The sequence below is a fragment of the Ectopseudomonas oleovorans genome, assembly GCF_029845265.1.
GTDB lineage: Bacteria > Pseudomonadota > Gammaproteobacteria > Pseudomonadales > Pseudomonadaceae > Aquipseudomonas > Aquipseudomonas oleovorans.
Genome location: NZ_JAOCLK010000028.1, coordinates 1 through 24722, shown reverse-complemented (window position 1 = coordinate 24722; position 24722 = coordinate 1). Strand labels below are relative to the sequence as shown.

The following is a 24722-nucleotide window of genomic DNA, read 5'->3' as shown; positions in this document are numbered from 1 at the left end:
CGTGTTTATCCAAGCCTCAGCTTGCTGGCGCCGACCAGCCAGCTGTACACCACGTAGAGCACCAGCGTCGCGGCCAGCAGCAGGCCGCCGAGGGCCGTGGCCATGCCCCAGTTGATGGTGGTGTTGGTGTAGAAGGCGACGAAATAGCTGATCATCTGGTCGTTCGGGCTGCCCAGCAGCGCCGGGGTGATGTAGTAGCCAATCGACAGGATGAACACCAGCAGGCAACCGGCGCCGACACCGGCCAGGGTCTGCGGGAAATACACCCGCCAGAAGCTGGCGAACGGGTGGCAGCCGAGTGACACCGCCGCACGCATGTAGCTGGGCGAGATGCCCTTCATCACGCTGTAGATCGGCAGGATCATGAACGGCAGCATGATGTGCACCATGGCCACGTACACGCCGCTGCGGTTGAACACCAGTTGCAGCGGTTGCTCGATGATGCCCAGCGATATCAGCGCGCTGTTGATCAACCCTCCTGACTGCAGCAACACGATCCAGGCCGCCACCCGCACCAGAATCGAGGTCCAGAACGGCAGCAGCACCAGAATCATCAGCAGGTTGCCCTGCCGCGTCGGCAGGTTGGCCAGCAGGTAGGCCAGCGGGTAAGCCAGCACCAGGCAGATGGCGGTGATCACCAGGCTCATCCAGAAGGTACGGGCGAAGATGTCCAGATAGATGGCCTGATCCGGCGTGGCCTTGGCCAGTTCGCCGAGGTCGTCGATGCGGTGATCGAGCGCGGCCAACAGGTAATAGGGGGTGACCGACGAGGCATTGCGGCGGATCACCTGCCAGTAGGCGGGATCACCCCAGCGCTCGTCCATATCGAGGAAGGCCTCCTGGTAGGACGCCGGTTCCTCGCTTAGCGGCAGTTTGCGCGCGGTGGCGCTGACCAGGCTGCGAAAGCCCGCCAGTTCCATGTTCAGGCGCTTGGACAGATCGCCCAGGCTCTGGTTACGCCGTGCCTCGAGCATATCACTGGCAATCGCCCGGTATACCGCCTCATCCGGCAGGCCACGGCCATCCCAGGCAGCAATCGCCTCGACGGTGCGCGGCAGGCTGCCGACCACTTCCGGGTTGTCCACACTGCGCAGCAGCAAGGCGCCGATGGGCAGCAGGAAGGTCAGCAAGAGAAACAGCAACAGCGGCAGGATCAGCGCCTTGGACTTCAGGCGATTGAAACGCTCGGCACGGGCCAGTCGCTGCTTCAGGCTTGGCCCGGGCAAATCATTGGCAGGCAGTACGGCGGCCATGGACAACTCCGCAAGCTAAGGCCGCATCTGGCGGCAGAAATTCGGGGATACGACAAACATCGATTGGGCAGCTCTGCCCCCTCATCCGGCGCTATGCGCCACCTTCTCCCGCAGGAGAAGGGGACGAGGAAGGCGTCGCTGCGCGACGCACGGGTTAACGGGCCGCCCAGGCGTTGAAACGCTGCTCCAGCTGCTCGCCGTAGTCAGCCCAGAAGGTCACGTCGATGGCCACCTGGTTGGCGATGTTTTCCGGGGTGGTCGGCATCAGGCTCAGACGCTCCGGCGCCAGCAGCTCGATGGCCTGCTTGTTGGCCGGGCCGTAGGCGATGTTCTCCGAGTAGGTCTTCTGCGCTTCGGGTTTGACCGAGAAGGCGATGAACTGCTTGGCCAGCTCGGCGTTCTTGGCGCCACGCGGAATGGCCCAGGAGTCGAAGTCGTAGATGCCGCCGTTCCACACTACTTGTAGGTTGCTCTCGCCCTGCACCGCCGCGATGCGGCCGTTGTAGGCCGAGCTCATCACCACGTCACCGGAAGCGAGATACTGCGGCGGCTGCGCGCCGGCCTCCCACCACTGGATATTGGGCTTGAGTTCGTCAAGTTTCTTGAACGCACGATCCTGGCCTTCCTTGCTGGCCAGCACCTTGTATACGTCCTTGACCGGCACGCCGTCGGCCATCAGGGCGAATTCCAGGGTGTACTTGGCGCCCTTGCGCAGGCCGCGCTTGCCCGGGAATTTCGCTACATCCCAGAAATCGGACCAACTGGTCGGTGCGGCGCTCATTTTGTCGGCGTTGTAGGCCAATACCGTGGACCACACGAAGAAGCCCACGCCGCACGGCTGGATGGCGCCGTCGATGAAGTTGGCTTCATCGCCGAACTGGGCCGGCTCGAGCTCCTCGAACAGACCTTCGTCGCAACCGCGGGCCAGCTCCGGCGACTCCACCTCCACCAGATCCCAGCTCACGCTGCGGGTGTCGACCATGGCTTTGACCTTGGCCATTTCACCGTTGTATTCGCCGCCCAGCACCTTGTTGCCGGTTTCCTTCTCGAAAGGTTCGTAGAAGGCCTTGACCTGCGCCGCCTTGTTCGCGCCGCCGAAGGAAACCACGGTTAGATCCACCGCCAGTGCCGGCATGGCACAGCTAACGCCCAGGGCCAACGCCGCGAGCTTCAGGGATTTCGTCATTCTTATCAGCTCCTCTGTGTTACGGGGGTAAAGGTGAAGCACTGCGCGAAAGGCTCACTCGACTTGGAGTGGATCCAGCGCGCGGACATGCTCGACAGACCAGCCGAGCGGAACCAGGTCACCAACCGCCAGCGCCGGATCGAGTTCGGCCACGGGTTGCTTGACGTAGAAATCGGATTTGCCGCAGACCTCCAGGCGGATGCGCACGTGGTCGCCCAGGTAGATGAACTCGGCGATGCGCCCGGAGAAGCGGTTCGGGCAGGCCTCGCTGTGGCCGTTGAGGCGAATGCGCTCGGGGCGGATCGACAGGCTCACCGCCTCACCGACGGCGCCGACGTTGACCGCTGTGGCGCGCACTTCCTCACCGCGCGCCAGGCGCACCACGCACTGCTCGCCATCGCGACTGACCAGCTCGCCAGCCAGACGATTGTTCTCGCCGATGAACTGGGCAACGAAGGTGTTGTGCGGCGCTTCGTAGAGTTCGCGCGGCGGGGCGATCTGCTGGATCTCGCCCTGATGGAACACAGCCACGCGGTCGGACATGGTCAGCGCCTCGCCCTGGTCGTGGGTGACGTAGACCACGGTTACGCCCAGGCGCTGGTGCAGGTGCTTGATCTCCATCTGCATGTGTTCGCGCAGTTGCTTGTCCAGCGCGCCGAGGGGTTCGTCCATCAGCACCAGCTGCGGCTCGAACACCAGCGCACGGGCCAGGGCCACACGCTGCTGCTGACCACCGGAAAGCTGGCCGGGGTAACGGTTGCGGAACGAATCGAGCTGCACCATCGACAGGGCGCGTTTGACCCGCTCGCTGATATCGGTGCGCGACATGCCACGCACGCTCAGCGGGAAGGCCAGGTTCTCGGCCACGGTCATGTGCGGGAACAGCGCGTAGTTCTGGAACACCATGCCGATGTCGCGCTTGTGCGGCGGCAGTTTGTTCAGCGAGCGGCCATCGAGGAGGATTTCGCCAGCGGTCGGCGTCTCGAAACCGGCCAGCATCATCAGGCTGGTGGTCTTGCCGGAACCGGACGGGCCGAGCAGGGTCAGAAACTCACCCTTGCGGATATCCAGGTTGAGGTCTTTGACGATCAGCGTTTCGCCGTCATAGCTCTTCTGTACGCCACGGAAGCTCACCAGTACATCGTTTGCCATCACACCACACCCTTGTTCTTGTCTCAGGCCGATGACTCAAGAGTAGGTTGACAAGACCGGGTGAAAAATCGGGCGGGATGACAAGCTGATATCAGGCGCGAGGAAATTCTTGTGTAGGGATTGCCCTACAAATTCCGAGTAATCGCATCGGTTATACAGCGCATGAAAACCGTGGGAGCGGCTTCAGCCGCGAAGCTCCGGTGGGCGATTCATCGCGACTGAAGCGGAGTGCCGCCCAGCCGCTCCTACGAAAGCGGTCGCTCAGACCAGGCGATGCTCCATGGCGTAACGCACCAGATCCGCCATCGAATGCGCGCCAAGCTTCTGCATCAGGCGCGCCTTGTGTGTGCTCACGGTCTTGTTGCTGATCGCCAGGTGCAGGGCAATGTCGTTGACGCCCTCGCCGCGCACCAGGCGCTCGAATACCGAAAACTCGCGTTCGGAAAGCTGCGCGTGGGGCGGGCGCGAGTCGGTCAGGCCGACCTCGAAGACCATGCGGTCGGCCAGCGCCGGGTCGATATAGCGACCACCACTGGCCACCTTGCGAATCGCGGTGATCAGCAGCGCCGGGTCGCTGTCCTTGGTGGCATAACCGGCGGCACCAGCCTTGAGCGCACGCGCCGCCATCTGCGCCTCGTCGTGCATCGACAGCACCAGAATCGCCGGGGCCTCGGTCAGCGCACGGATACGCGGAATGGCCTCCAAACCGTTGACACCGGGCATGGAGATATCCAGCAGCACCACGTCGCAAGGCGTGCGCCGCAGCACCTCGAGCAATTGCTCGCCGTTACATGCCTCGCCCGCTACCTCGAGATCGCGTGCCATGCCGATCAGTTGCTTGATGCCTTCCCGCACTATGGTGTGGTCTTCGGCTACCAGTACCCGAATCACGCTGCGATCTCCTCTTCCAGATTGATGCGCGCGCACAGGGTAGTGCCCTCGCCCGGCTGGCTGTCAATCTGCAACTGGCCACCAAGCATGAGCATGCGCTCCTGCATGCCGACCAGGCCGAAAGATTGCCCCGGCTTGCGCAGCACCGGATCGAAGCCCTTGCCATCGTCGACCACCGACAGACACAGGCTGCCGCACTCCTGCCACAAACGCACCTCGACGCTGTGCGCGCCAGCGTGGCGCATGATGTTGGTCAGCGCCTCCTGGAGGATGCGGAACAGGCCGATGGCCTGGGCATCCGGCAGATGCGGCAGGTGCTCCGGCACTTCGACCAGGCAAGGAATCTGCGTGCGCTCCTCGAAGCGCCGCACTTGCCACTCGATGGCAGAGGCAATGCCGGCATCGAGAATCGGCGGGCGCAGCGCCGTAGCCACATCACGCACCAGTTGGAACAGCTGGGCGATCAGACGCTTCATGCTCGCCAGGCGTTCGTCCAGTTCAGGCATCTGCCCGGCGCAGACCAGCTCGCACATCGCCGTCTCCAGTTTGAGCACAGTCAATACCTGACCCAGCTCGTCGTGCACTTCGCGGGCAATACGCGCCTTCTCTTCCTCACGCACGCTTTCCAGGTGCGCCGATAGTTCGCGCAGACGCGCCCGCGAATGGCCAGTGCCAGCTCGGCCAGCTTGTTCTCGGTGATATCCCAGAGGATGCCGTCCCACACCACCCGGCCATTGCCCAGCGGACGCGCGGTGGTACGAATGTCCGCCCACAGCACCTCCTGCTCGGCGGTGAGGATGCGCCCCTGCCAGTACCAGTCGCTTTCGCCTTCCAGCGCCAGCGTCTGGCTGTTCAGATAGCTGTTCAGATCCTGCGGATGTACCAGGCTGCGGATGCCGCGCTCCTCACGCTGCAGCTCCTGCGCCGGCCAGCCGACCATCTCCTGGCTGGCCTCGCTGATGTAGGCAAAGTTGACCACCGCTCCCGGCCCGGCGCGCTCCAGGCGGAACACCAGGCCGGGCACGTTGCCGGCGATGCCCTTGAAGCGCGCCTCGCTCTCCTCCAATGCCGCACGAGCGCGACGGCGTTCGGTGACGTCGCTGAGAAACACCACCAGGTACTCGGCCTGGCGATAGCGTAGGAAACTCAGCGATACGTCAGCCGGCATGCGGCTGCCATCGGCGCGCAGGCAGTCGACCTCAAAGCTGGGTGAACCCTCGTCCTGCTCGCGCACGCGCTTCCACAGGTTGAGCCAGCGGTCCATATGCAGGCCGGGTTCCAACTGACTCAATGGCTTGTCCACCAGCTCACCGGGGGTGTAGCCGAGCATGCGCTCGGCAGCGCGGTTGGCGTAGCGCAGGTGACTGTCCCAGTTGACCCAGAGAATGCCCACCGTGCTGTGATCGATAGAGAACTGGCTCAGGCGCAATGCCTCGGCGGCCTGCTGGTGACGATCCAGCTCGCCACGCGCGCTCAGCAGCCCGCGCTCGAGCAAACGCGTCTGCTGTCGTTGCCGATAAAGCGCGGTTGCCCCCAGCATCAGCAGCAGGCCGAAAAATAGTGCGAGCGTCTTCCAGAAGCCGACGAAATCGGTGGACTGTGGATAGCGCAAAGGCATCCAGGTGTCGCGCAACTCCTCCAGTTCGCGCGCCGGCAGCGCCTTCAGGGTCTGATCGACGATACCGGACAACAGCGCTTGATCGCGGCGCGTGGCCAGGCGCAGGAGCTGCGGCAAACCGATGTCGCCAACGATGCTCAGGCTGGAGAAACGTGATTCGCGCAGCAACAGGCTGAGGCTCGCCTCGTCCAGCACCGCATAGCTGACCTCCTGATTCAGCACCAGCAACAGCGCCGAACGCTCCGAAGGCGTCGCCCGCAGACGCAGGTTGGTATGAGTGCGCTCCAGATATTCGGCAGCCTGGCTCGGCGAGCGCAGGGCCACCATCTGCTCCAGCGGCAACTGGTCGAGGTCCACCGCACCATTGCCGCTGCGCTCGCCGACCACCAGATGCGGTACTCGCAGGTAAGGCATGGAGTAATGCCAGATGCGCAGGCCGGCCGGCGTCTGCTGCAGGCCTGGCGCCAGATCCACCTCGCCCGCACTGGCGGCCCGTTCCAGGGCCTCCAGATTCGGATACAGGCGCCAGTCAGGCGCGACGCCCATGCCTTCGAGCAGGCGCTGCATCAGTTCGACATTGGCGCCCGTCAGTTGCCGGTTCTGGCCACGCAGAACCCAGGGCGCCTGCTGGATCAAACCCACGCGCAGCACGGGATGCTCCTTGAGCCAGGCGCGCTGTTCGGCATCGAAAGCCGGGCGCAATGGCATGCGCGCGCTCTCGGCCCAGGCGGTGGAAACAGCCAGCATCAGCAGGAGGGCGAGGGAACGAAGAAGGGAATTCATGCACGGCGAATCCGCTGACGCGATCCCCTACCTTACTCCAGTCTTGCGCCAATCGCCTGACAAAAGCGGAGCCCGGCATTAGGCTCTGTAGCAGACGATCAGGAGCCTCATCGATGCGCCTTCATTCACTAGCACTGCTCGGTTTCTGCCTGCTCTCCTGTCCCGCGGCCTGGGCCGAGGAGCCGGCCGAGGATGCGCCGGCTGATAGCGCCGACGCCCCCGCGGCGAGCGAACGTCCGCTGTTGCCCGAACGCAGCATCAGCGACGCGCAGACGCTGGAGCAACGTCTGGACAAACGTGAGCAGCAGATGCTGCAGGCCGGCGCCGAAAGTTTTCTCGCCCTGTGGCTGCCAGCCAACGTCGGCGAGCCCAGTGGTGCGGTGATTCTGCTGCCCGGTGATGTGGAAAACGCCGACGGCGCCGCCGCGATCGGCCCGCTGCGGCGCAAGCTGCCCGACGCCGGTTGGCACAGCCTGAGCCTGACGCTGCCGGATCCGGACGGTGACCCGCTGCCACTGCGCACTGCCGCCACTGCAACAGCGGCACCGCAAAGCGATACCACCATTACCGAGAGCGCTCCTGCCATCGAGAGCGCGTCCGACGCGACCGTAGACGAGGCTGCACAACCTGCGGGCAGCGGCGCGATCAGCCCGGAGCAACGGCGTCTGGCGCATGCCGGGCGGGTGATGGCGCGCATCGATGCCGCCATCGCCTTCGCCAACCAGCAGCAGGCCAGGGCTATCGTCCTCCTCGGTCATGGCAGTGGCGCTTACTGGGCTGCGCGCTACCTGAGCGAGCGCCAGCCGGACAACGTGCAGAATCTGCTGATGGTGGCAGCCGAACTACCTGCCGGTTTCGCGCCGCCACTGGATGAGATGGTCGCGCAGCTGGCCGTGGCCACCGGCGACTTCTTCTACAAGGACCAAGCCACCGACCGCATGGCTGCGTTGAAACGCCTGCAGGCGAGCAAGCGCGCCAAGCTGCCCAACTACATCCAGGTAGCGATGAAAGCCCTGCCGGGCAATCTGGACGTGCAGCACGAACAACTCTATCGCCGCCTGCGTGGCTGGCTGCAGAAGCACACCAACGCCACAGGCAGCTAGCCTAGCGGATACCCCGGCGCTGACGAATCAACGCATAGGCCTGATGCAGTTGACGCGTGGTGTCGGTGGCTTCACGAATGCGCTCAGGCGAAGCGCCGGAGCCGGCCAGTTTGTCCGGGTGATGGCGGCTGAGCAGGCGCCGGTAGGCGCGCTTGATCTGCTCAGGCTCGCTGCCTTCATTGACGCCCAACAGGCGCAGCGCCTCCTGGTAATTGCCGCCAGCCGGTGCCGGCTGCTGACTGCGACGCGGCGCGTATTCCGCGCCCAGGCTATCGAGCCGGGCGCTGTCCCAGCCGAGCCACTTGCCCCAGAGCAGAATCAGCTCATGCTCGCTGGGCGACACCCGTCCATCGACCCAGGCCATGCGCCAGCAGGCCCGCAGCATGGCATCGGCACGCTCGCGTTGACGCTGCAGCGGCGCACGCAGGTTGTCACGCCCGGTCTTGCCACGGGCAAAGGCCTCGATGGCACGTCGCTGAGCCGCAGCGTCCAACCCCAGCCTTTGCATTTCCGAGCGTGCCTGCTGGATATGACTCTGCACCACCCGGCCGTCACTCTTGGCCAGACGCCCCAGCATCAGAAACAGCAGGTCGTCATCCGACGGCGCAGCACGACCGCCCAGACGCTCGCGCAGATTGTCCCAACCATGCAGGCGCAGACGACGATCCAGCACCTGCCCGAGCAGACCGCCCAGCAGTGCGCCAGGGATGCTGGCCAGGGCGAGTCCGGCCGCTGCCCCGAGCATGGTGGCCGGCCACAACACCTAGCGTGCCTCCTGTAGCAAACGCTCGACTTCGGCCAGACGCTCGTGCGTACCGACATCGACCCAGCAGCCACCATAATGCTCGCCACTGACCTGCCCGGCCGCCATCGCCTCACGCAGCAGCGGCGCCAGCTTGAAGGCGCCGGGCTGAGAAGAGCCGAACAGACGCGGGTGTAGCACGGCGAGACCGCTATAGGTCAACCGCTCGCCTGTCGCCTCGCCGTCATGGACCTGACCTGCCGCGAGAATGAAATCGCCCTGCGGGTGATGGGCCGGGTTATCCACCAGCACCAGATGCGCCAGACCGACAAGCGGCTGGCGCAGCGCGGTGAAGGGGTAGTCGGTGAAGACATCGCCATTGACCACCAGAAATGGCTCGGCACCCAACAGCGGCAGCGCCTTGAAGATGCCGCCCCCCGTTTCCAGCGGCTCACCTTCGGGGGAATAGACGATACGCACGCCGAAGCGCGAGCCATCGCCGAGGTAGTCCTCGATCTGCCGGCCTAGCCAGGCGTGGTTGATCACCAGCTCGGTGAAGCCTGCAGCAGCCAGGGCGCGGATGTGGTACTCGATCAACGGCACGCCCGCCACCTGCACCAGCGGTTTTGGCGTATGCAGCGTCAAAGGACGCATGCGCTCGCCCTTGCCCGCCGCGAGGATCATCGCCTTCATGCACGTACCCCTTCATCTTTCGCCAGGCTGGCGAACAGCTCTCCCAACTCGGCAAGCTCCGGCCGGCGCGCCAGCACAGCTTCTATATAAGAGAAGAAACGCGGCACATCGCCGAGATACTTGGGCTTGCCATCGCGGTGGCAGATGCGCGCGAAGATGCCGATGACCTTGAGGTGGCGCTGCACACCCATCAGATCGCTGGCGCGCAGAAAGTCGTCGAACGAGGCCTGCACCGGAATGCCCGCCGCCCTGGCACGCTGCCAATAATCCTGCAGCCAGGCGTGCACGCGCGCCTCGGGCCAGCTGAGAAAGGCATCCTTGAACAGGCAGGTGATGTCGTAGGTGACCGGGCCGTTAACGGCATCCTGGAAATCCAGCACGCCGGGGTTGGGCGAGCTCTGCATCAGGTTGCGCGGCATGAAGTCGCGGTGCACGACCACCTTGGGCTGCGCCAGGGCGCTGTCGATCAACAGGCGACTGATACGCTGCCAGGCGGCGTCCTGCTCGGGTGTAAAGGTAAGCCCCAGGTGGCATTGTACGTACCATTCGGGAAACAGCTGCAACTCACGACGCAGCAACGCCTCGTCGTAATGCGGCAGGTGGCTGTCGAGGGGCAAACGCTGCTGCTGCAGCAAGGCCTCGATGGCATCGTCGAACAACTCGTCGGCATTGTCTTCGTTGATTACATCCAGGTAGGTCTGCCGGCCCAGATCATCGAGTATCAGGAAGCCCCGCTCGAGATCGGCAGCCAGCACCTGCGGCACATGCACGCCAGCGCTGGCCAGCAGAGCCGCGATACGCACGAAGGGCTCGCAGTTTTCCTGCGGCGGCGGCGCATCCATCAAAATCAGGCTGCGCTCACCGGCCTGCCAACGAAAATAGCGGCGAAAGCTGGCGTCGCTGCTGGCGGGAGTGAGCTCGGCCTCAGGCACCACTCCCCATTCGTGTGCTGCGAAGAGGGGGGGCAGTTGCTCGGCGAGCCAGGTTTGCAGCTGTTGCAGACGTACATCGTGTTCCGACATCAAGGGGTCTCCGACGGCGCTAGCCGTTGCGCGGGTCATGCTTTATTATCCAGCATCTTTTTCAGCCCATCGAGAGGCGTGCGGCCCCTGGGCCGATAGCGCGCAGGAAGCCCGGACTAACAAGATGGCAGTAAAATACCCCGCGTTCCGCAAGAAATTCCCGCTGCTGGTCACCGGCAGCCTCCTGGCCTTACAGCCCGCGTTCAGCCTACAGTCCTTTGCCGCCGAGCAATACGATTGCCAGGCGTCGCCCACGGGCGGCTGGGCCTGCGCGCCGAAATCAGTGGCCAGCGCCCTGCCCCCGCGCCCTGTGCACAGCCGTGATGCTGTCAGCACCGGTGGTGCCAGCAGCGAGGCGGTAGCCAAGCAGGAGGCTGCCCCGGTGCTGGTCACCGAAAGCAAGGGCCGCGCCCTCGCCTCGCGCAGCCCCGATTACAGTCACTTGGACTGGGTCCCGCGCGATAAGTTGACTGCCGCGCAACTGGCCGAGGCCGGTCCTTACTGTGCAGGCGCCTACGTCGAGCCGCTGCGTCCGGGTATGGATGACACCACGCCGCTGGACGAGTCGCCGATGTACGTTTCCGCCAAGGCCTCGCGCTTCGAGCAGGAAAAGCAGATCGCCACCCTCGCCGGTGACGTCGTCCTGCGCCAATCCGGCATGCAGGTCGAGGCCGACGAAGCCAGCCTGCACCAGACGGAAAACCGTGGCGAGCTGGTCGGCAACGTGCGCCTGCGCGACAAGGGCACCCTGGTGGTCGGCGACCGTGCCGAACTGCAGCTGGATAATGGTGAAGCCCGTATCGACAATGCCGAATACGTGATGCACCAGGCTCACGTGCGTGGCAGTGCGCTCTACGCCAAGCGCGAAGAGACCGCGATCATCCGTCTAAAGGATGGTACCTACACCCGCTGCGAGCCGGGCGACAATGCCTGGCACCTGAAGGGCAACAACGTCACCCTGAACCCGGCCACCGGCTTCGGCACCGCGACCAACGTAACGCTGCGGGTCAAGGACATTCCGGTGTTCTACACCCCGTACATCTACTTCCCGATCGATGATCGCCGCCAGTCCGGCTTCCTGCCGCCGAGCTTCGGCACGTCGAGCAGCAACGGCTTCTCGCTGCAAACGCCGTACTACTTCAACCTGGCGCCGAACTACGACGCCACGCTGTACCCGACCTACATGGCCAAACGCGGCCTGCTGATGGAAGGTGAGTTCCGCTACCTGACCGAGAGCAGCGAAGGCCAGGTCGGCGCCGCCTACCTCGATGACAGCGAAGACGAACGCAAACTGCAGTCCGAGTACAAAGATCAGCGCTGGATGTACAGCTGGCAGCACAAGCAGGGCTTGAACTCGCGCCTGCTCGCCGAAGTCGACTACACCGATATCAGCGACCCGTACTACTTCCAGGATCTCGATACCGATCTGGGCATCGACAAGCAAACTTACGTTAACCAACGCGGTACGCTGACCTATCGTGGTGACAGTTACCGCGCGCGGCTGAACCTGCATGCCTACGAACTGGCCAATATCACCGATGTGACGCCGTATGACCGTCTGCCGCAGATCACCCTGGATGGCAAGCTGCCGTTCAATCCGGGTGGTCTGGACTTCACCTACGGTACCGAGTACGTACGGTTTGATCGCAACCTGCGTTCTGGCAACTACATCAACAAAAACGGTGTTGACGAGGGTCTGTACTACGACGGGCGCCTCACCGGCCTGAATCGCGCTGACGGCGAACGCTTGCACTTGGAGCCTGGCGTAAGCTTGCCGCTGGATTGGACTTGGGGGTTTATCAAGCCTCAGATCAAATACATGCAGACTCAATATGACCTGAGCCTCGACAGTGTTGGTAAAAATAGTCTGCTCCCAGAACAGCAATACAAATCCTCCCAGAATCGTGGTGTAGGCCTGTTCAGCGTCGACAGCGGCCTATACTTTGATCGTGACACCCAGCTGTTCGGCCAAAACTTCCGTCAGACCCTGGAACCACGCGCGTTCTATCTGTACGTACCGGAAGAAGACCAGACCGATATCCCGGTCTTCGATACAGGCGAGCCAACCTTCAGCTACGCCTCGCTGTGGCGTGAAAATCGCTTTAGCGGCAAGGATCGCATCGGTGACGAGAACAAGCTGTCGCTGGGCGTGACCAGCCGATGGATCGAGCCGAACGGCTTCGAGCGCCAGCGCTTCAGCATCGGCCAGGCCTTCTACTTCGAAGATCGCAAGGTACAACTGGCGGGCATTGATTACCGCGTTCGCCCGGATGCAACCTCGGATGTATCGCCTTACGCACTGGAGTACCTGTATCGCTTCAATCGCGACTGGCGCTTTTCCTCGACCTTCAACTGGGATCCGGACCAGCACGCCACCCGCTCGGGTAGCGCAATGTTCCACTACCAGCCAGAGGCCAACCCGAACAAGGTCGTCAACCTCGGCTATCGCTATCGTAACGACACCGTACGTTATGACCGTGACAGCGGCACCTGGACCACCAACCCGGACTACGGCACCCGAACAATTTCCGATGGCGCTGGCGGTACGATCGAGAACCCCAACTACATCAAGAACTATTACAAGATCGACCAGCATGACTTCTCCGTCATCTGGCCACTTGCGCCACAGTGGAGCCTGATCTCGCGCTGGCAGTACGACTATGGCCGCAACCGTACCCTCGAAGCCTTCGGTGGTTTCGAGTACGACAGCTGCTGCTGGAAGCTGCGCCTGATCAACCGTTACTGGATCGATTACGACGAAGTCAGCCTCAACCCATCGCGCAACGACGAGCCGGATCGCGGCATCTTCCTGCAGATCGTCCTCAAGGGCCTCGGTGGCGTTGTGGGCAACAAGGTGGAAACTTTCCTCGACCAAGGCATTCAAGGTTACCGTGAACGTGAAGACCAAGCTTTCTGATCGCCTGCGCCCCCTGCTATTGGGCGCAGCACTGCTGGCGGCAACGGCTCAGGCCCAGGTTCGCCCACTGGATCGCGTCGTGGCCATCGTCGACAACGACGTGGTCATGCAGAGCCAGCTCGACGCTCGCCTGCGTGAAGTGCAACAGACCATCGACAAGCGCGGTGGCGCCCTGCCTCCGGAGAATGTACTCAGCCAGCAAGTGCTCGAACGCCTGATCATCGAGAACATCCAGCTGCAGATCGGCGAGCGCTCCGGCATTCGTATCACCGACGAAGAGCTGAACCAGGCCATGAGCACCATCGCCCAGCGCAACGGCATGAGCCTGGAGCAGTTCCGCGAAGCGCTGGCTCGTGATGGCCTGTCCTATGCCGATGCCCGTGATCAGGTGCGTCGCGAGATGATCATCAGCCGTGTGCGTCAGCGCCGCGTGGCCGAACGCATCCAGGTCACCGACCAGGAAGTGCAGAACTTCCTCGCCTCCGACCTGGGCAAGATGCAGCTGTCGGAAGAGTTCCGTCTGGCCAACATCCTGATTCCAGTTCCCGAGGGCGCGTCCTCCAGTGAAATCCAGGCCGCCGAGCGGCAGGCGCAGGAGGTGTATCAGCAGCTGCAGCAAGGCGCAGACTTCGCCCAACTGGCGATTTCCCGTTCGGCCAGTGAAAACGCGCTGGAAGGCGGCGAGATGGGCTGGCGTAAAGCCGGTCAGCTGCCGCCACCGTTCGACAACATGATCAGCCAGCTGAACCCGGGCGAAGTCACCGAGCCGGTGCGCACGCCGGGTGGTTTCATCATCCTCAAACTGATCGAGAAACGTGGTGGCGATACTCAGGTGCGTGACGAAGTGCATGTTCGCCACATTCTGATCAAGCCCAGCGAGATTCGCAGCGAAGAAGAAACCCGTCGCCTGGCCGAGCGCCTGTACCAGCGCATCGTCGATGGCGAGGACTTCGCCGAACTGGCGAAGAACTTCTCGGAAGATCCGGGTTCTGCACTCAATGGCGGCGACCTGAACTGGATCGACCCCGAGGCGCTGGTGCCCGAATTCCGCGAAGTGATGAACAACACTGCCAGCGGCGAGCTGTCCAAGCCGTTCAAGAGCCCGTACGGCTGGCACGTGCTGCAAGTCATGGGCCGCCGCGCTACCGATAACAGCGCGCAGTTCCGCGAGCAACAGGCCGCAAACCTGCTGCGTAACCGCAAGTACGACGAAGAGCTGCAGGCCTGGCTGCGCCAGATCCGCGACGAAGCCTACGTCGAGATCAAGCTGTAATAGCGGTATTGCTCCAAAAGCCCGGCCAAGTGCCGGGCTTTTTCGTTATTGGCCCGGCAGCGTAAACTGACGCCCCAGCCCGCACAGAGAGCGACCATGACTGCGCAGCACTGCTTTGCCCTCACACCTGGCGAGCCCGCCGGTATCGGCCCCGATCTCTGCCTGCTGCTGGCCCAGCAGGCGCAGCCAGCGCCTCTGGTCGCCATCGCCAGCCGCGAGCTACTGGCAGAACGCGCTAAGCAACTGGGGCTGAATATCGAATTGCTGACCGTCGGCCCGCAGCAATGGCCAAACAGCCCCGCAGCGGCTGGCGGCCTCTACGTCTGGGATACGCCCCTGGCGACACCTGCCGTCCCCGGCAAACTGACGCCCGCCAATGCTGCCTATGTGCTGCAGACCCTCACCCGCGCTGGCCAAGGCTGCCTGGACGGGACATTTGCCGGAATGATCACCGCCCCCGTACACAAAGGTGTGATCAACGAAGCGGGTATCGCCTTCTCTGGTCACACCGAGTTTCTCGCCGAACTGACCCACACCCAGCAGGTGGTGATGATGCTGGCGACCCGCGGCTTGCGCGTCGCGCTGGTCACCACTCACCTGCCACTGAAGGATGTCGCAGCCGCCATCACCGCCGAACGCCTGGAGCGTGTGACGCGCATCCTGCATGCCGATCTGCAAAGCAAGTTCGGTATCGCCGAGCCGCGCATCCTGGTCTGCGGCCTCAATCCGCACGCCGGCGAAGGCGGGCATCTAGGACGTGAGGAAATCGAGATCATCGAACCGACGCTGGAGCGTCTGCGCAGCGAAGGCATGAACCTGATCGGCCCGCTGCCGGCCGACACTCTGTTTACCCCCAAGTATCTCGAACAGGCCGATGCCGTACTGGCCATGTACCACGACCAGGGCCTGCCAGTGCTCAAGTTCAAGGGCTTCGGTGCGGCGCTCAATGTCACGCTGGGCCTGCCGATCATCCGCACCTCGGTGGATCATGGCACCGCCCTGGATCTGGCCGGTACTGGCAAGGTGGACATCGGCAGCCTGCAGGTGGCACTGGAAACCGCCTACCAGATGGCCGCCAGCCGCCAGGAATGAACCCCTGAGACCGCGGCCCGCGCCCGCGGCGCCATTCGCTGGTAGACTGTGCGACTTTCTTTTTTGCATCCAGCCTCGAGCAACACGACTCGAGGCGTTGCGCGGAGCCGTACATGCCCGAATACCAACACCGCGCGCGCAAGCGCTTCGGCCAGAACTTCCTGCATGATGCCGGGGTGATCGACCGTATCCTGCGCGCCATTCGCGCCAAGGAAGACGAACGCCTGCTGGAGATCGGCCCGGGCCAGGGCGCCATTACCGAGGGTTTGCTCGGCAGCGGCGCGCAGCTCGACGTGATCGAACTCGACCTTGACCTGATCCCCATCCTGCAAAACAAGTTCGGCGACAATCCGCGTTTTCGCCTGAATCAGGGCGACGCACTGAAATTCGACTTCGCCCGCCTCGACGCGCCACCACGCAGCCTGCGCGTTGTCGGCAACCTGCCCTACAACATCTCCACGCCGCTGATTTTCCACCTGCTGGACAACGCACCGCTGATTCGCGACATGCACTTCATGCTGCAAAAAGAAGTGGTCGAGCGCATGGCCGCCGGCCCGGGCGGCGGCGATTGGGGGCGGCTGTCGATCATGGTGCAATACCACTGCCGCGTGGAACACCTGTTCAACGTCGGCCCCGGGGCCTTCAACCCACCACCCAAGGTCGACTCGGCCATCGTCCGCCTGGTGCCGCATGAAACCCTGCCGCACCCCGCCAAGGACCATCGCCTGCTCGAACGCGTCGTGCGTGAGGCCTTCAACCAGCGCCGCAAGACCCTGCGCAACACGCTCAAGCAATTGCTGCCCGCCGATGCCATCGAGGCTGCCAGTGTCGATGGCAGCCTGCGCCCCGAACAGCTGGATCTGGCCGCCTTCGTCCGCCTGGCCGACCAACTGGCTCTACAGCCCTCTGCTGCGCAGGACTAAACTGCAATCACGCCCAACGGATCATTCGCATGTCCGACCCTCGTTATCAGATCGACGTCAGCGTCACCACCCGCTACTTGGCCGCGCAGTCGCAGCCGGAGCAGAGCCGCTACGCGTTCTCCTACACCGTGACCATCGTCAATAACGGCGAGCTGCCCGCTCAGCTGTTGTCGCGCCACTGGATCATCACCGACGGCGACGGCCGCGTGCAGGAAGTGCGCGGCGCCGGCGTGATCGGCCAGCAACCGCATATCGAGCCCGGCGCCAGCCACACCTACAGCAGCGGAACGGTCATGACCACCCAGGTCGGCACCATGCAGGGCAGCTACCAGATGCTCGCCGAGGACGGCAAACGCTTCGACGCGACTATCGCGCCCTTCCGCCTGGCTGTACCGGGAGCCCTTCACTGATGGCGGTGTATGCCGTCGGCGACCTGCAGGGTTGCCTCAAACCGCTCAAGTGCCTGCTCGAGCAAGTGTCCTTCGATCCCGCGCAAGACCAGCTTTGGCTGGTCGGCGACCTGGTCAACCGCGGCCCGCAGTCGCTGGAGACCCTGCGTTTTCTCTACTCCATTCGCCACGCCGTGACCTGTGTGCTGGGCAACCATGATCTGCATCTGCTGGCCGTGGCCCACAACATCGAGCGTCTGAAGAAGGGCGATACCCTGCGCGAGATTCTCGATGCGCCGGACCGCAACGATCTGCTCGATTGGCTGCGCATGCAGAAGCTGGTGCACCACGACGCCGAGCGCAAGGTGACCCTGGTACATGCCGGCATCCCGCCGCAATGGACGCTGAGCAAGGCGCTGCGTCGTGCCGCCGAGGTCGAAGAGGCGCTGCGTGACGATGCCCGTCTGCCGCTGTTTCTCGATGGCATGTACGGCAACGAACCCGCCAAGTGGCACAAGGACCTGCATGGCGTAACCCGCCTGCGCGTCATCACCAACTATTTCACCCGCATGCGCTTCTGCAAGGCAGATGGCACGCTGGACCTCAAGAGCAAGGAAGGCGCCGACAACGCGCCGCCCGGCTTCGCCCCCTGGTTCAGCCACCCGCAGCGCAAGATGCGCGGCGAGAAGATCATCTTCGGCCACTGGGCGGCGCTGGAAGGCAATTGCACGGAACCTGGCCTTTACGCGCTGGATACCGGCTGCGTCTGGGGCGGTGCGATGACCCTGCTCGATGTCGACACCGGCGCCCTGCACCGCTGCACCTGCCCCAAGGAATAAGCCAGCCTCCCATACGGTAAAGGTCCCCGAACATGAGCGAATTCAAGCGTATTTCCCCGCAACAGGCGCAGGAGCTGCGCGCCCAGGGCGCCGTGGTGGTCGACATCCGCGACCCACACAGCTTTGCCAATGGTCATATCAGCGGCTCGCGTCATCTGGACAACCACTCGCTGCATGACTTCATCACCCACGCCGACCTCGACGCGCCACTGATCGTCTCCTGCTACCACGGCAACTCCAGCCAGGGCGCCGCAGCCTACCTGGTCGCCCAGGGTTTCTCCGAGGTGTACAGCCTCGACGGTGGTTTCGAGTTGTGGCACGCCACTTACCCGAGCGAAACCGCGCAAAGCAGCGAAGAATAAATTTCTTCAGCCGGCAGGCCGCGCCCGCTCTGGCCTGCCGCCCTTCCCCGACGCACGGTAACATCCCGTTATCGCTGTCCCGCCCTTGACGCTCTGCAGAACGAACTATTCTGTTAATCAGGCCATCCCACTGAAGGTAGAGCCGGCAAACCGGCATCGGGCCATCGGTAACGACTTTTAGGTTTTGGGGGATTGTTCCCGACTTCTTCGGAGCCGGAGTTACCCAGCACCTGCACGCACGACCGATCCCGAGCCAGCTTTCAGCATCGAGCGAGGTGAAGTCATGAGCATTTTCAGTCACTTCCAACAACGTTTCGAGGCGACCCGCCAGGAGGATTACTCGCTGCAGGAGTACCTCGAACTGTGCAAACAGGATCGCAGCGCCTACGCCACTGCGGCCGAGCGCCTGCTGATGGCCATTGGCGAGCCGGAACTGCTGGACACTTCCAGCGATTCACGGCTGTCACGCATCTTCTCCAATAAGGTCATCCGCCGCTATCCGGCCTTCGCCGACTTCCACGGCATGGAAGAGTGCATCGACCAGATCGTCTCCTACTTCAGGCATGCCGCGCAGGGCCTGGAAGAGAAGAAGCAGATTCTCTATCTGCTCGGCCCGGTGGGTGGCGGTAAATCCTCGCTGGCGGAAAAGCTCAAGCAACTGATGGAGAAGGTGCCCTTCTACGCCATCAAGGGCTCGCCGGTGTTCGAGTCGCCGCTGGGGCTGTTCAACGCCACCGAAGACGGCGCCATTCTCGAAGAGGACTACGGCATCCCGCGCCGTTACCTCAGCTCGATCATGTCGCCGTGGGCCACCAAGCGCCTGCAGGAGTTCGGCGGCGACATCAGCCAGTTCCGCGTGGTCAAGCTGTACCCCTCAATCCTCAACCAGATCGCCGTGGCCAAGACCGAACCAGGCGATGAGAACAACCAGGACATCTCCGCCCTGGTCGGCAAGGTGGATATCCGCAAGCTGGAAGAATTTCCGCAGAACGACGCCGACGCCTACAGCTACTCGGGCGCGCTGTGCCGGGCCAACCAGGGCCTGATGGAATTCGTCGAGATGTTCAAGGCGCCGATCAAGGTCCTGCACCCGCTGCTGACCGCCACCCAGGAAGGCAACTACAACAGCACCGAAGGCCTCGGCGCGATTCCCTACAGCGGTATCCTGCTGGCCCACTCCAACGAGTCCGAGTGGCACAGCTTCCGTAACAACAAGAACAACGAGGCCTTCATCGACCGTATCTACATCGTCAAGGTGCCCTACTGCCTGCGCGTCACCGATGAAATTCGCATCTACGACAAGCTGCTGATCAACAGCTCGCTGGCCAAGGCGCATTGCGCGCCGGACACCCTGAAGATGCTCGCACAGTTCAGTGTACTGAGCCGCCTGAAGGAGCCGGAGAACTCCAACATCTACTCGAAGATGCGCGTCTACGACGGCGAGAACCTCAAGGACACCGACCCGAAAGCCAAGTCGATTCAGGAGTATCGCGACAGCGCGGGTGTCGATGAGGGCATGAACGGCCTTTCGACCCGCTTCGCCTTCAAGATCCTGTCCAAGGTATTCAACTTCGATCCGCACGAGATCGCCGCCAACCCAGTACACCTGCTGTACGTGCTGGAGCAGCAGATCGAGCAGGAGCAATTCCCCGCCGAGGTGCGCGAGCGCTACCTGCGCTACATCAAGGAATACCTGGCGCCGCGCTACATCGAGTTCATCGGCAAGGAAATCCAGACCGCCTATCTGGAGTCCTACAGCGAATACGGGCAGAACATCTTCGACCGCTACGTGCTGTACGCCGACTTCTGGATTCAGGATCAGGAGTACCGCGACCCGGAGACCGGCGAGATTCTCAACCGCGTAGCGCTCAACGAGGAGCTGGAGAAGATCGAGAAACCGGCCGGCATCAGCAACCCGAAGGATTTCCGCAACGAGATCGTCAACTTCGTGCTGCGCGCCCGCGCCAACAACAACGGCAAGAACCCCACCTGGCTCAGCTACGAGAAGCTGCGCGTGGTGATCGAGAAGAAGATGTTCTCCAACACCGAGGATCTGCTCCCGGTCATCAGCTTCAACGCCAAGGGCAGCAAGGAGGATCAGCAGAAGCACAACGACTTCGTCAAACGCATGGTCGAGCGCGGCTACACCGAGAAGCAGGTTCGCCTGCTGTCGGAGTGGTATCTGCGCGTACGTAAATCGCAGTAAGCGGCCTCAGGTGACAGGCCGCCGGCTCCAGGCGAAAGCGCTTGCAGCCTGGGGCCTGAAGCCTCAGCGCCCGGAGGGCTTGTATGAGCTACGTAATCGACCGTCGACTCAATGGAAAGAACAAGAGCACGGTAAACCGCCAGCGCTTCCTGCGGCGTTACCGTGAACACATCAAGAAGGCGGTGGAGGAAGCCGTCAGCCGGCGCTCCATCACCGACATGGAGCACGGCGAGCAGATCAGCATTCCCGGCCGTGATATCGACGAGCCGGTGCTGCACCATGGCCGCGGCGGCAAGCAGACCATCGTTCATCCCGGCAACAAGGAATTCACCACCGGTGAACGCATCCCACGCCCGCAAGGCGGCGGCGCCGGCCGCGGCAGTGGCAAGGCGAGCAACTCCGGCGAAGGCATGGACGAGTTCGTCTTCCAGATCACCCAGGAGGAATTCCTCGATTTCATGTTCGAGGACCTGGAGTTGCCCAATCTGGTCAAGCGCCACCTGACCGGTGCGGAAACCTTCAAGACCGTGCGCGCCGGTATCAGCAACGAGGGCAACCCCTCGCGCATCAACATCGTGCGCACCCTGCGTTCGGCCCACGCACGGCGCATCGCCCTGTCTGGTTCCAGCCGCGCCAAATTGCGCGAAGCCAAGGCCGAACTGGAACGACTACGCCGGGAAGAGCCGGACAACTTCGGCGATATCCAGGCCATTCAGGAGGAAATCGAGCGGCTCAGTGCACGCATCCATCGTGTGCCGTTTCTCGACACCTTCGACCTCAAGTACAACCTACTGACCAAGCAGCCCAACCCCAGCTCCAAGGCGGTGATGTTCTGCCTGATGGACGTCTCCGGATCCATGACCCAGGCCACCAAGGACGTAGCCAAACGCTTCTTCATCCTCCTGTACCTGTTCCTCAAGCGCAATTACGACAAGATCGACGTGGTGTTCATCCGCCACCACACCAGTGCCAAGGAAGTGGACGAGGAGGAGTTCTTCTACTCTCGCGAGACCGGCGGCACCATCGTCTCCAGCGCCCTGAAGCTGATGCAGGAGGTGATGGCCGAGCGCTATCCGGTCAACGAGTGGAACATCTATGCCGCGCAGGCGTCGGACGGCGACAACTGGAACGACGACTCGCCGGTATGCCGGGATATATTGATCAACCAAATCATGCCGTTCGTGCAGTACTTCACCTACGTCGAGATCACCCCGCGCGAGCACCAGGCGCTGTGGTTCGAGTACGAGCAGGTGGCCGAAGCCTTCGCCGACAGCTTCGCCCAGCAGCAACTGGTGTCCGCTGCAGACATCTACCCGGTGTTCCGCGAACTGTTCCAGCGTCGCCTGGTGAGCTGAGGGCCAAGCCATGAATGCCAGCACGAGAAAGCGCGAACCGATCTCCACCGGCTCGGAATGGACCTTCCACCTCATCCGCCAGTACGACAAGGAGATCGCCCGCATCGCCGAACGCTATGCGCTGGATACCTACCCCAACCAGATCGAAGTGATCACCGCCGAGCAAATGATGGATGCCTATGCCTCGGTCGGCATGCCGCTGGGCTATCACCACTGGTCTTACGGCAAACACTTCCTGGCCACCGAAAAAGGCTACAAGCGCGGGCAGATGGGCCTGGCCTACGAGATCGTGATCAACTCCGATCCGTGCATCGCCTACCTGATGGAAGAGAACACCATCTGCATGCAGGCGCTGGTGATCGCCCACGCGTGCTACGGCCACAACAGTTTCTTCAAGGGCAACTACCTGTTCCGTACCTGGACCGACGCCAGCTCGATCATCGATTACCTGGTGTTCGCCAAGCAGTACATCATGCAATGCGAGGAGCGCTACGGCATCGACGCCGTGGAGGAGCTGCTCGACTCCTGCCACGCGCTGATGAACTACGGCGTCGACCGCTACAAGCGCCCCTACCCCATCTCTGCCGAGGAGGAGCGCCGGCGCCAGAAGGAACGCGAGGAGCACCTGCAGAAGCAGATCAACGACCTGTGGCGCACCATTCCCAAAAGTGCGGACAAGGGCGGCGAGAAGGACAGCAAGCGTTTCCCCGCCGAACCACAGGAGAACATCCTCTATTTTCTGGAAAAACACGCGCCCCTGCTGGAACCCTGGCAGCGCGAGGTGATTCGCATCGTGCGCAAGATCGCCCAGTACTTCTACCCGCAACGCCAGACCCAGGTGATGAACGAAGGCTGGGCCACCTTCTGGCACTACACCCTGATGAACGACCTGTATGACGAAGGCCTGGTTACCGACGGCTTCATGATGGAGTTCCTGCAGTCGCACACCAGCGTGGTCTACCAGCCACCGTTCGACAGCCCCTACTACAGCGGCATCAATCCCTATGCTCTGGGTTTTGCCATGTACCGCGACATCCGCCGCATGTGCGAGAACCCCACCGAGGAAGACAAGCGCTGGTTCCCCGACATCGCCGGCAGCGACTGGCTGACCACGCTCAAGTTCGCCATGACCAGCTTCAAGGACGAGAGCTTCATCCTGCAGTTCCTCTCGCCCAAGGTGATTCGCGACTTCAAACTGTTCAGCATTCTCGACGACGACCAGAAGGACGAACTGCTGGTGCCGGCCATCCATGACGAACCGGGCTATCGCACCATCCGCGAATTGCTCGCCGCGCAATACAACCTGGGCAACCGCGAGCCCAATGTACAGATCTGGAACATCGACCGCCGTGGCGACCGCTCGCTGACCCTGCGCCATCAGCAACACGACCGCAAACCACTGGGCGACTCCACTGGCGAAGTGCTCAAGCACCTGCATCGGCTGTGGGGCTTCGATATCCATCTGGAGGTGTGCCAGGGCGATCAGTTGATCACCACTCAGCATGTGCCACCGCGCGGCAGCTCGGAGGGCGAAAGCGACTACCCGAGGCTGGACCTGATCATTCCGCCAATTTGAGCGCCTGCGCACCCGGCACGTTCTTCGGTATCCTCTGCGCCTCGTGGAGGAATGCACATGCAGATTTACAAAGTCGGCGGCGCCGTACGTGACCGCCTGCTGGGTCGCCCCATCACTGAAGTGGACTGGGTCGTGGTCGGCGCCAGTGCCGAGCAGATGCTCGAACTCGGCTATCGCCCGGTGGGTGCTGACTTTCCGGTGTTCCTGCACCCGCAAACAGGCGAGGAATACGCGCTGGCCCGTACCGAGCGCAAGAGCGGGCGCGGCTATGGCGGTTTCACCTTTCACGCCAGCCCCGATGTCACCCTGGAACAGGATCTGATCCGCCGCGACCTCACCGTCAACGCCATGGCCGAGGATGATCACGGCAACCTGATCGATCCCTACGGTGGCCAGCATGATCTTGAAGCCCGCATCCTGCGCCACGTTTCGCCGGCATTCGCCGAAGATCCGTTGCGCGTCCTGCGCGTCGCCCGCTTTGCCGCACGCTATGCGCCGCTGGGTTTCAGCGTCGCACCTGAAACCCTGGCACTGATGCGTCAGTTGGCCGAATCCGGCGAGCTGACCCACCTCACCGCTGAACGCAGTTGGAAAGAAATCTCCCGCGCCCTGATGGAGCCGCGTCCAGACGTGTTCGTCCAGGTGCTGCGCGACTGCGGCGCGCTGGCCGCACTGCTGCCGGAAGTGGACGATCTGTTCGGTGTGCCGCAACCGCAGGCACACCATCCGGAAATCGATACCGGCGTGCATGTGCTCAGCGTGCTGCGCCAGTGTGCGGAGCACGACCAGCCGCTGAACGTGCGCTGGGCCAGCCTGCTGCATGACGTCGGCAAAGGCCTGACACCGGAGGCCGAGTGGCCACGGCATATCGCCCATGAGCACAAGGGGCTGCGCCTGATCGAGGCGATTAACGCGCGCTGCAAGGCGCCGCGTGAATGCGCCGAGCTGGCCATGCTGGTCGGTGAGTTTCATACCCACGGTCATCGCGCACTGGAGTTGCGGCCCTCGACGCTGCTGGAACTGCTGCAACGCTTCGACGTGTTCCGTCGCCCGCAACGTTTCGTCGAATTCGTCGCCGCCTGCGAGATGGACGCGCGTGGTCGCCTGGGTCTGGAGCAGCGCGACTATCCACAAGCTGCTTACCTGCTCGGTGCTGCCGAAGCAGCGCGGCAGGTGCCGGTCAAACCGCTCGTGGAGAAGGGATTCAAAGGGGCGGAGCTGGGCGAAGCGCTCAACCGCGAGCGCCTGCAAGCGCTCAAGGCCTACAAGGCGCAACATGCCCCCTCGTAGGAGCCCGCTTGCGGGCGATCATCGCCGGCAAGCCGGCTCCTACAGACCGCCGCAACA

19 protein-coding genes and 1 pseudogene are annotated in these 24722 nt (G+C 63.0%); 12 read left to right on the top strand and 8 right to left on the bottom strand.

Annotation, left to right across the window (positions count from 1 at the left end; all coding sequences use genetic code 11):
• Window positions 1–5: 5 nt before the first annotated feature.
• The 5 genes and pseudogenes from N5J71_RS14805 to N5J71_RS14785 form a co-directional block, all read right to left on the bottom strand.
• Window positions 6–1253: an ABC transporter permease gene (locus tag N5J71_RS14805; protein WP_003463516.1), complete on the bottom strand. Its 1248-nt coding sequence runs from the start codon at window positions 1251–1253 to the stop codon at window positions 6–8.
• 154 nt (window positions 1254–1407) lie between these two features.
• Window positions 1408–2439 carry an ABC transporter substrate-binding protein gene (locus tag N5J71_RS14800; RefSeq protein ID WP_104727458.1) on the bottom strand — a complete coding sequence of 344 codons (1032 nt, stop codon included), beginning with the start codon at window positions 2437–2439 and terminating at the stop codon, window positions 1408–1410.
• A gap of 54 nt (window positions 2440–2493) precedes the next feature.
• Window positions 2494–3591 carry an ABC transporter ATP-binding protein gene (locus N5J71_RS14795; protein WP_003463518.1) on the bottom strand — a complete coding sequence of 366 codons (1098 nt, stop codon included), beginning with the start codon at window positions 3589–3591 and terminating at the stop codon, window positions 2494–2496.
• Window positions 3592–3852: 261 nt separating this feature from the next.
• The gene (locus N5J71_RS14790; protein WP_003463520.1) at window positions 3853–4482 is read right to left on the bottom strand and encodes a response regulator; all 630 of its coding nucleotides are present in this window, start codon (window positions 4480–4482) and stop codon (window positions 3853–3855) included.
• A pseudogene (locus N5J71_RS14785) lies at window positions 4479–6883 on the bottom strand (PAS domain-containing sensor histidine kinase). Before N5J71_RS14785 ends, N5J71_RS14790 begins: the two are co-directional and overlap by 4 nt.
• 113 nt (window positions 6884–6996) lie before the next feature.
• Between N5J71_RS14785 and N5J71_RS14780 the strand changes: the two are divergent.
• A complete protein-coding gene (locus N5J71_RS14780; protein WP_279917151.1) occupies window positions 6997–7986 on the top strand; it encodes an alpha/beta hydrolase family protein in 990 nt (329 codons plus the stop codon).
• A gap of 1 nt (window position 7987) precedes the next feature.
• Here the strand turns inward: N5J71_RS14780 and N5J71_RS14775 are convergent, their stop codons facing one another.
• The 3 genes from N5J71_RS14775 to N5J71_RS14765 are packed head-to-tail and all read right to left on the bottom strand — an operon-like array spanning window position 7988 to window position 10443.
• Window positions 7988–8749: a DnaJ domain-containing protein gene (locus N5J71_RS14775; RefSeq protein ID WP_279917150.1), complete on the bottom strand. Its 762-nt coding sequence runs from the start codon at window positions 8747–8749 to the stop codon at window positions 7988–7990.
• Window positions 8750–9421, bottom strand: coding sequence for an N-acetylmuramate alpha-1-phosphate uridylyltransferase MurU (gene murU / locus N5J71_RS14770; protein WP_125873939.1), 672 nt, complete (start codon window positions 9419–9421; stop codon window positions 8750–8752).
• Window positions 9418–10443 (bottom strand): aminoglycoside phosphotransferase family protein, encoded by a 1026-nt coding sequence (locus tag N5J71_RS14765; RefSeq protein ID WP_279917149.1) that lies wholly within the window; start codon window positions 10441–10443, stop codon window positions 9418–9420. The genes murU and N5J71_RS14765 overlap by 4 nt, the downstream gene beginning before the upstream one ends.
• A 124-nt stretch (window positions 10444–10567) precedes the next feature.
• Here N5J71_RS14765 and N5J71_RS14760 point away from each other — a divergent pair, with 124 nt between their 5' ends.
• The 11 genes from N5J71_RS14760 (at window position 10568) to N5J71_RS14710 (ending at window position 24665) form a co-directional block, all read left to right on the top strand.
• Window positions 10568–13360, top strand: coding sequence for an LPS-assembly protein LptD (locus N5J71_RS14760; RefSeq protein ID WP_279917148.1), 2793 nt, complete (start codon window positions 10568–10570; stop codon window positions 13358–13360).
• A complete protein-coding gene (locus tag N5J71_RS14755; protein WP_088339333.1) occupies window positions 13341–14633 on the top strand; it encodes a peptidylprolyl isomerase in 1293 nt (430 codons plus the stop codon). The genes N5J71_RS14760 and N5J71_RS14755 overlap by 20 nt, the downstream gene beginning before the upstream one ends.
• Window positions 14634–14729: 96 nt before the next feature.
• The gene (gene pdxA / locus N5J71_RS14750; RefSeq protein WP_074858711.1) at window positions 14730–15725 is read left to right on the top strand and encodes a 4-hydroxythreonine-4-phosphate dehydrogenase PdxA; all 996 of its coding nucleotides are present in this window, start codon (window positions 14730–14732) and stop codon (window positions 15723–15725) included.
• A 113-nt stretch (window positions 15726–15838) separates the two neighbouring features.
• On the top strand, window positions 15839–16648 hold the full coding sequence (rsmA, locus tag N5J71_RS14745; protein ID WP_278621359.1) for a 16S rRNA (adenine(1518)-N(6)/adenine(1519)-N(6))-dimethyltransferase RsmA: 810 nt from the start codon (window positions 15839–15841) through the stop codon (window positions 16646–16648).
• 29 nt (window positions 16649–16677) lie between these two features.
• Window positions 16678–17058: a Co2+/Mg2+ efflux facilitator ApaG/CorD gene (gene apaG, locus N5J71_RS14740; RefSeq protein ID WP_084340932.1), complete on the top strand. Its 381-nt coding sequence runs from the start codon at window positions 16678–16680 to the stop codon at window positions 17056–17058.
• Complete coding sequence (locus N5J71_RS14735) at window positions 17058–17876, top strand: symmetrical bis(5'-nucleosyl)-tetraphosphatase (protein WP_279917147.1); 819 nt, start codon at window positions 17058–17060, stop codon at window positions 17874–17876. Before apaG ends, N5J71_RS14735 begins: the two co-directional genes overlap by 1 nt.
• A gap of 32 nt (window positions 17877–17908) precedes the next feature.
• Window positions 17909–18238, top strand: a complete 330-nt coding sequence (gene glpE / locus N5J71_RS14730) for a thiosulfate sulfurtransferase GlpE (protein ID WP_279917146.1) — start codon at window positions 17909–17911, stop codon at window positions 18236–18238.
• 283 nt (window positions 18239–18521) lie between these two features.
• Entirely contained in the window at window positions 18522–20444 is a 1923-nt protein-coding gene (locus N5J71_RS14725) for a PrkA family serine protein kinase (protein ID WP_279917145.1), read from the top strand.
• Window positions 20445–20527: 83 nt separating this feature from the next.
• Window positions 20528–21799, top strand: a complete 1272-nt coding sequence (locus N5J71_RS14720; protein WP_074858721.1) for a YeaH/YhbH family protein — start codon at window positions 20528–20530, stop codon at window positions 21797–21799.
• Window positions 21800–21809: 10 nt separating this feature from the next.
• The gene (locus N5J71_RS14715; protein WP_279917144.1) at window positions 21810–23375 is read left to right on the top strand and encodes a SpoVR family protein; all 1566 of its coding nucleotides are present in this window, start codon (window positions 21810–21812) and stop codon (window positions 23373–23375) included.
• 57 nt (window positions 23376–23432) lie between these two features.
• Window positions 23433–24665 carry a multifunctional CCA addition/repair protein gene (locus N5J71_RS14710; RefSeq protein ID WP_279917143.1) on the top strand — a complete coding sequence of 411 codons (1233 nt, stop codon included), beginning with the start codon at window positions 23433–23435 and terminating at the stop codon, window positions 24663–24665.
• The last annotated feature ends 57 nt before the right edge of the window (window positions 24666–24722 follow it).

Coding starts and splice junctions, on each gene's coding strand:
- N5J71_RS14805 (WP_003463516.1), bottom strand. CDS start 1,253: ATGGCCGCCGTACTGCCTGCCAATGATTTGCCCGGGCCAAGCCTGAAG.
- N5J71_RS14800 (WP_104727458.1), bottom strand. CDS start 2,439: ATGACGAAATCCCTGAAGCTCGCGGCGTTGGCCCTGGGCGTTAGCTGT.
- N5J71_RS14795 (WP_003463518.1), bottom strand. CDS start 3,591: ATGGCAAACGATGTACTGGTGAGCTTCCGTGGCGTACAGAAGAGCTAT.
- N5J71_RS14780 (WP_279917151.1), top strand. CDS start 6,997: ATGCGCCTTCATTCACTAGCACTGCTCGGTTTCTGCCTGCTCTCCTGT.
- murU (WP_125873939.1), bottom strand. CDS start 9,421: ATGAAGGCGATGATCCTCGCGGCGGGCAAGGGCGAGCGCATGCGTCCT.
- N5J71_RS14765 (WP_279917149.1), bottom strand. CDS start 10,443: ATGTCGGAACACGATGTACGTCTGCAACAGCTGCAAACCTGGCTCGCC.
- N5J71_RS14760 (WP_279917148.1), top strand. CDS start 10,568: ATGGCAGTAAAATACCCCGCGTTCCGCAAGAAATTCCCGCTGCTGGTC.
- pdxA (WP_074858711.1), top strand. CDS start 14,730: ATGACTGCGCAGCACTGCTTTGCCCTCACACCTGGCGAGCCCGCCGGT.
- rsmA (WP_278621359.1), top strand. CDS start 15,839: ATGCCCGAATACCAACACCGCGCGCGCAAGCGCTTCGGCCAGAACTTC.
- apaG (WP_084340932.1), top strand. CDS start 16,678: ATGTCCGACCCTCGTTATCAGATCGACGTCAGCGTCACCACCCGCTAC.
- N5J71_RS14735 (WP_279917147.1), top strand. CDS start 17,058: ATGGCGGTGTATGCCGTCGGCGACCTGCAGGGTTGCCTCAAACCGCTC.
- glpE (WP_279917146.1), top strand. CDS start 17,909: ATGAGCGAATTCAAGCGTATTTCCCCGCAACAGGCGCAGGAGCTGCGC.
- N5J71_RS14725 (WP_279917145.1), top strand. CDS start 18,522: ATGAGCATTTTCAGTCACTTCCAACAACGTTTCGAGGCGACCCGCCAG.
- N5J71_RS14720 (WP_074858721.1), top strand. CDS start 20,528: ATGAGCTACGTAATCGACCGTCGACTCAATGGAAAGAACAAGAGCACG.
- N5J71_RS14715 (WP_279917144.1), top strand. CDS start 21,810: ATGAATGCCAGCACGAGAAAGCGCGAACCGATCTCCACCGGCTCGGAA.
- N5J71_RS14710 (WP_279917143.1), top strand. CDS start 23,433: ATGCAGATTTACAAAGTCGGCGGCGCCGTACGTGACCGCCTGCTGGGT.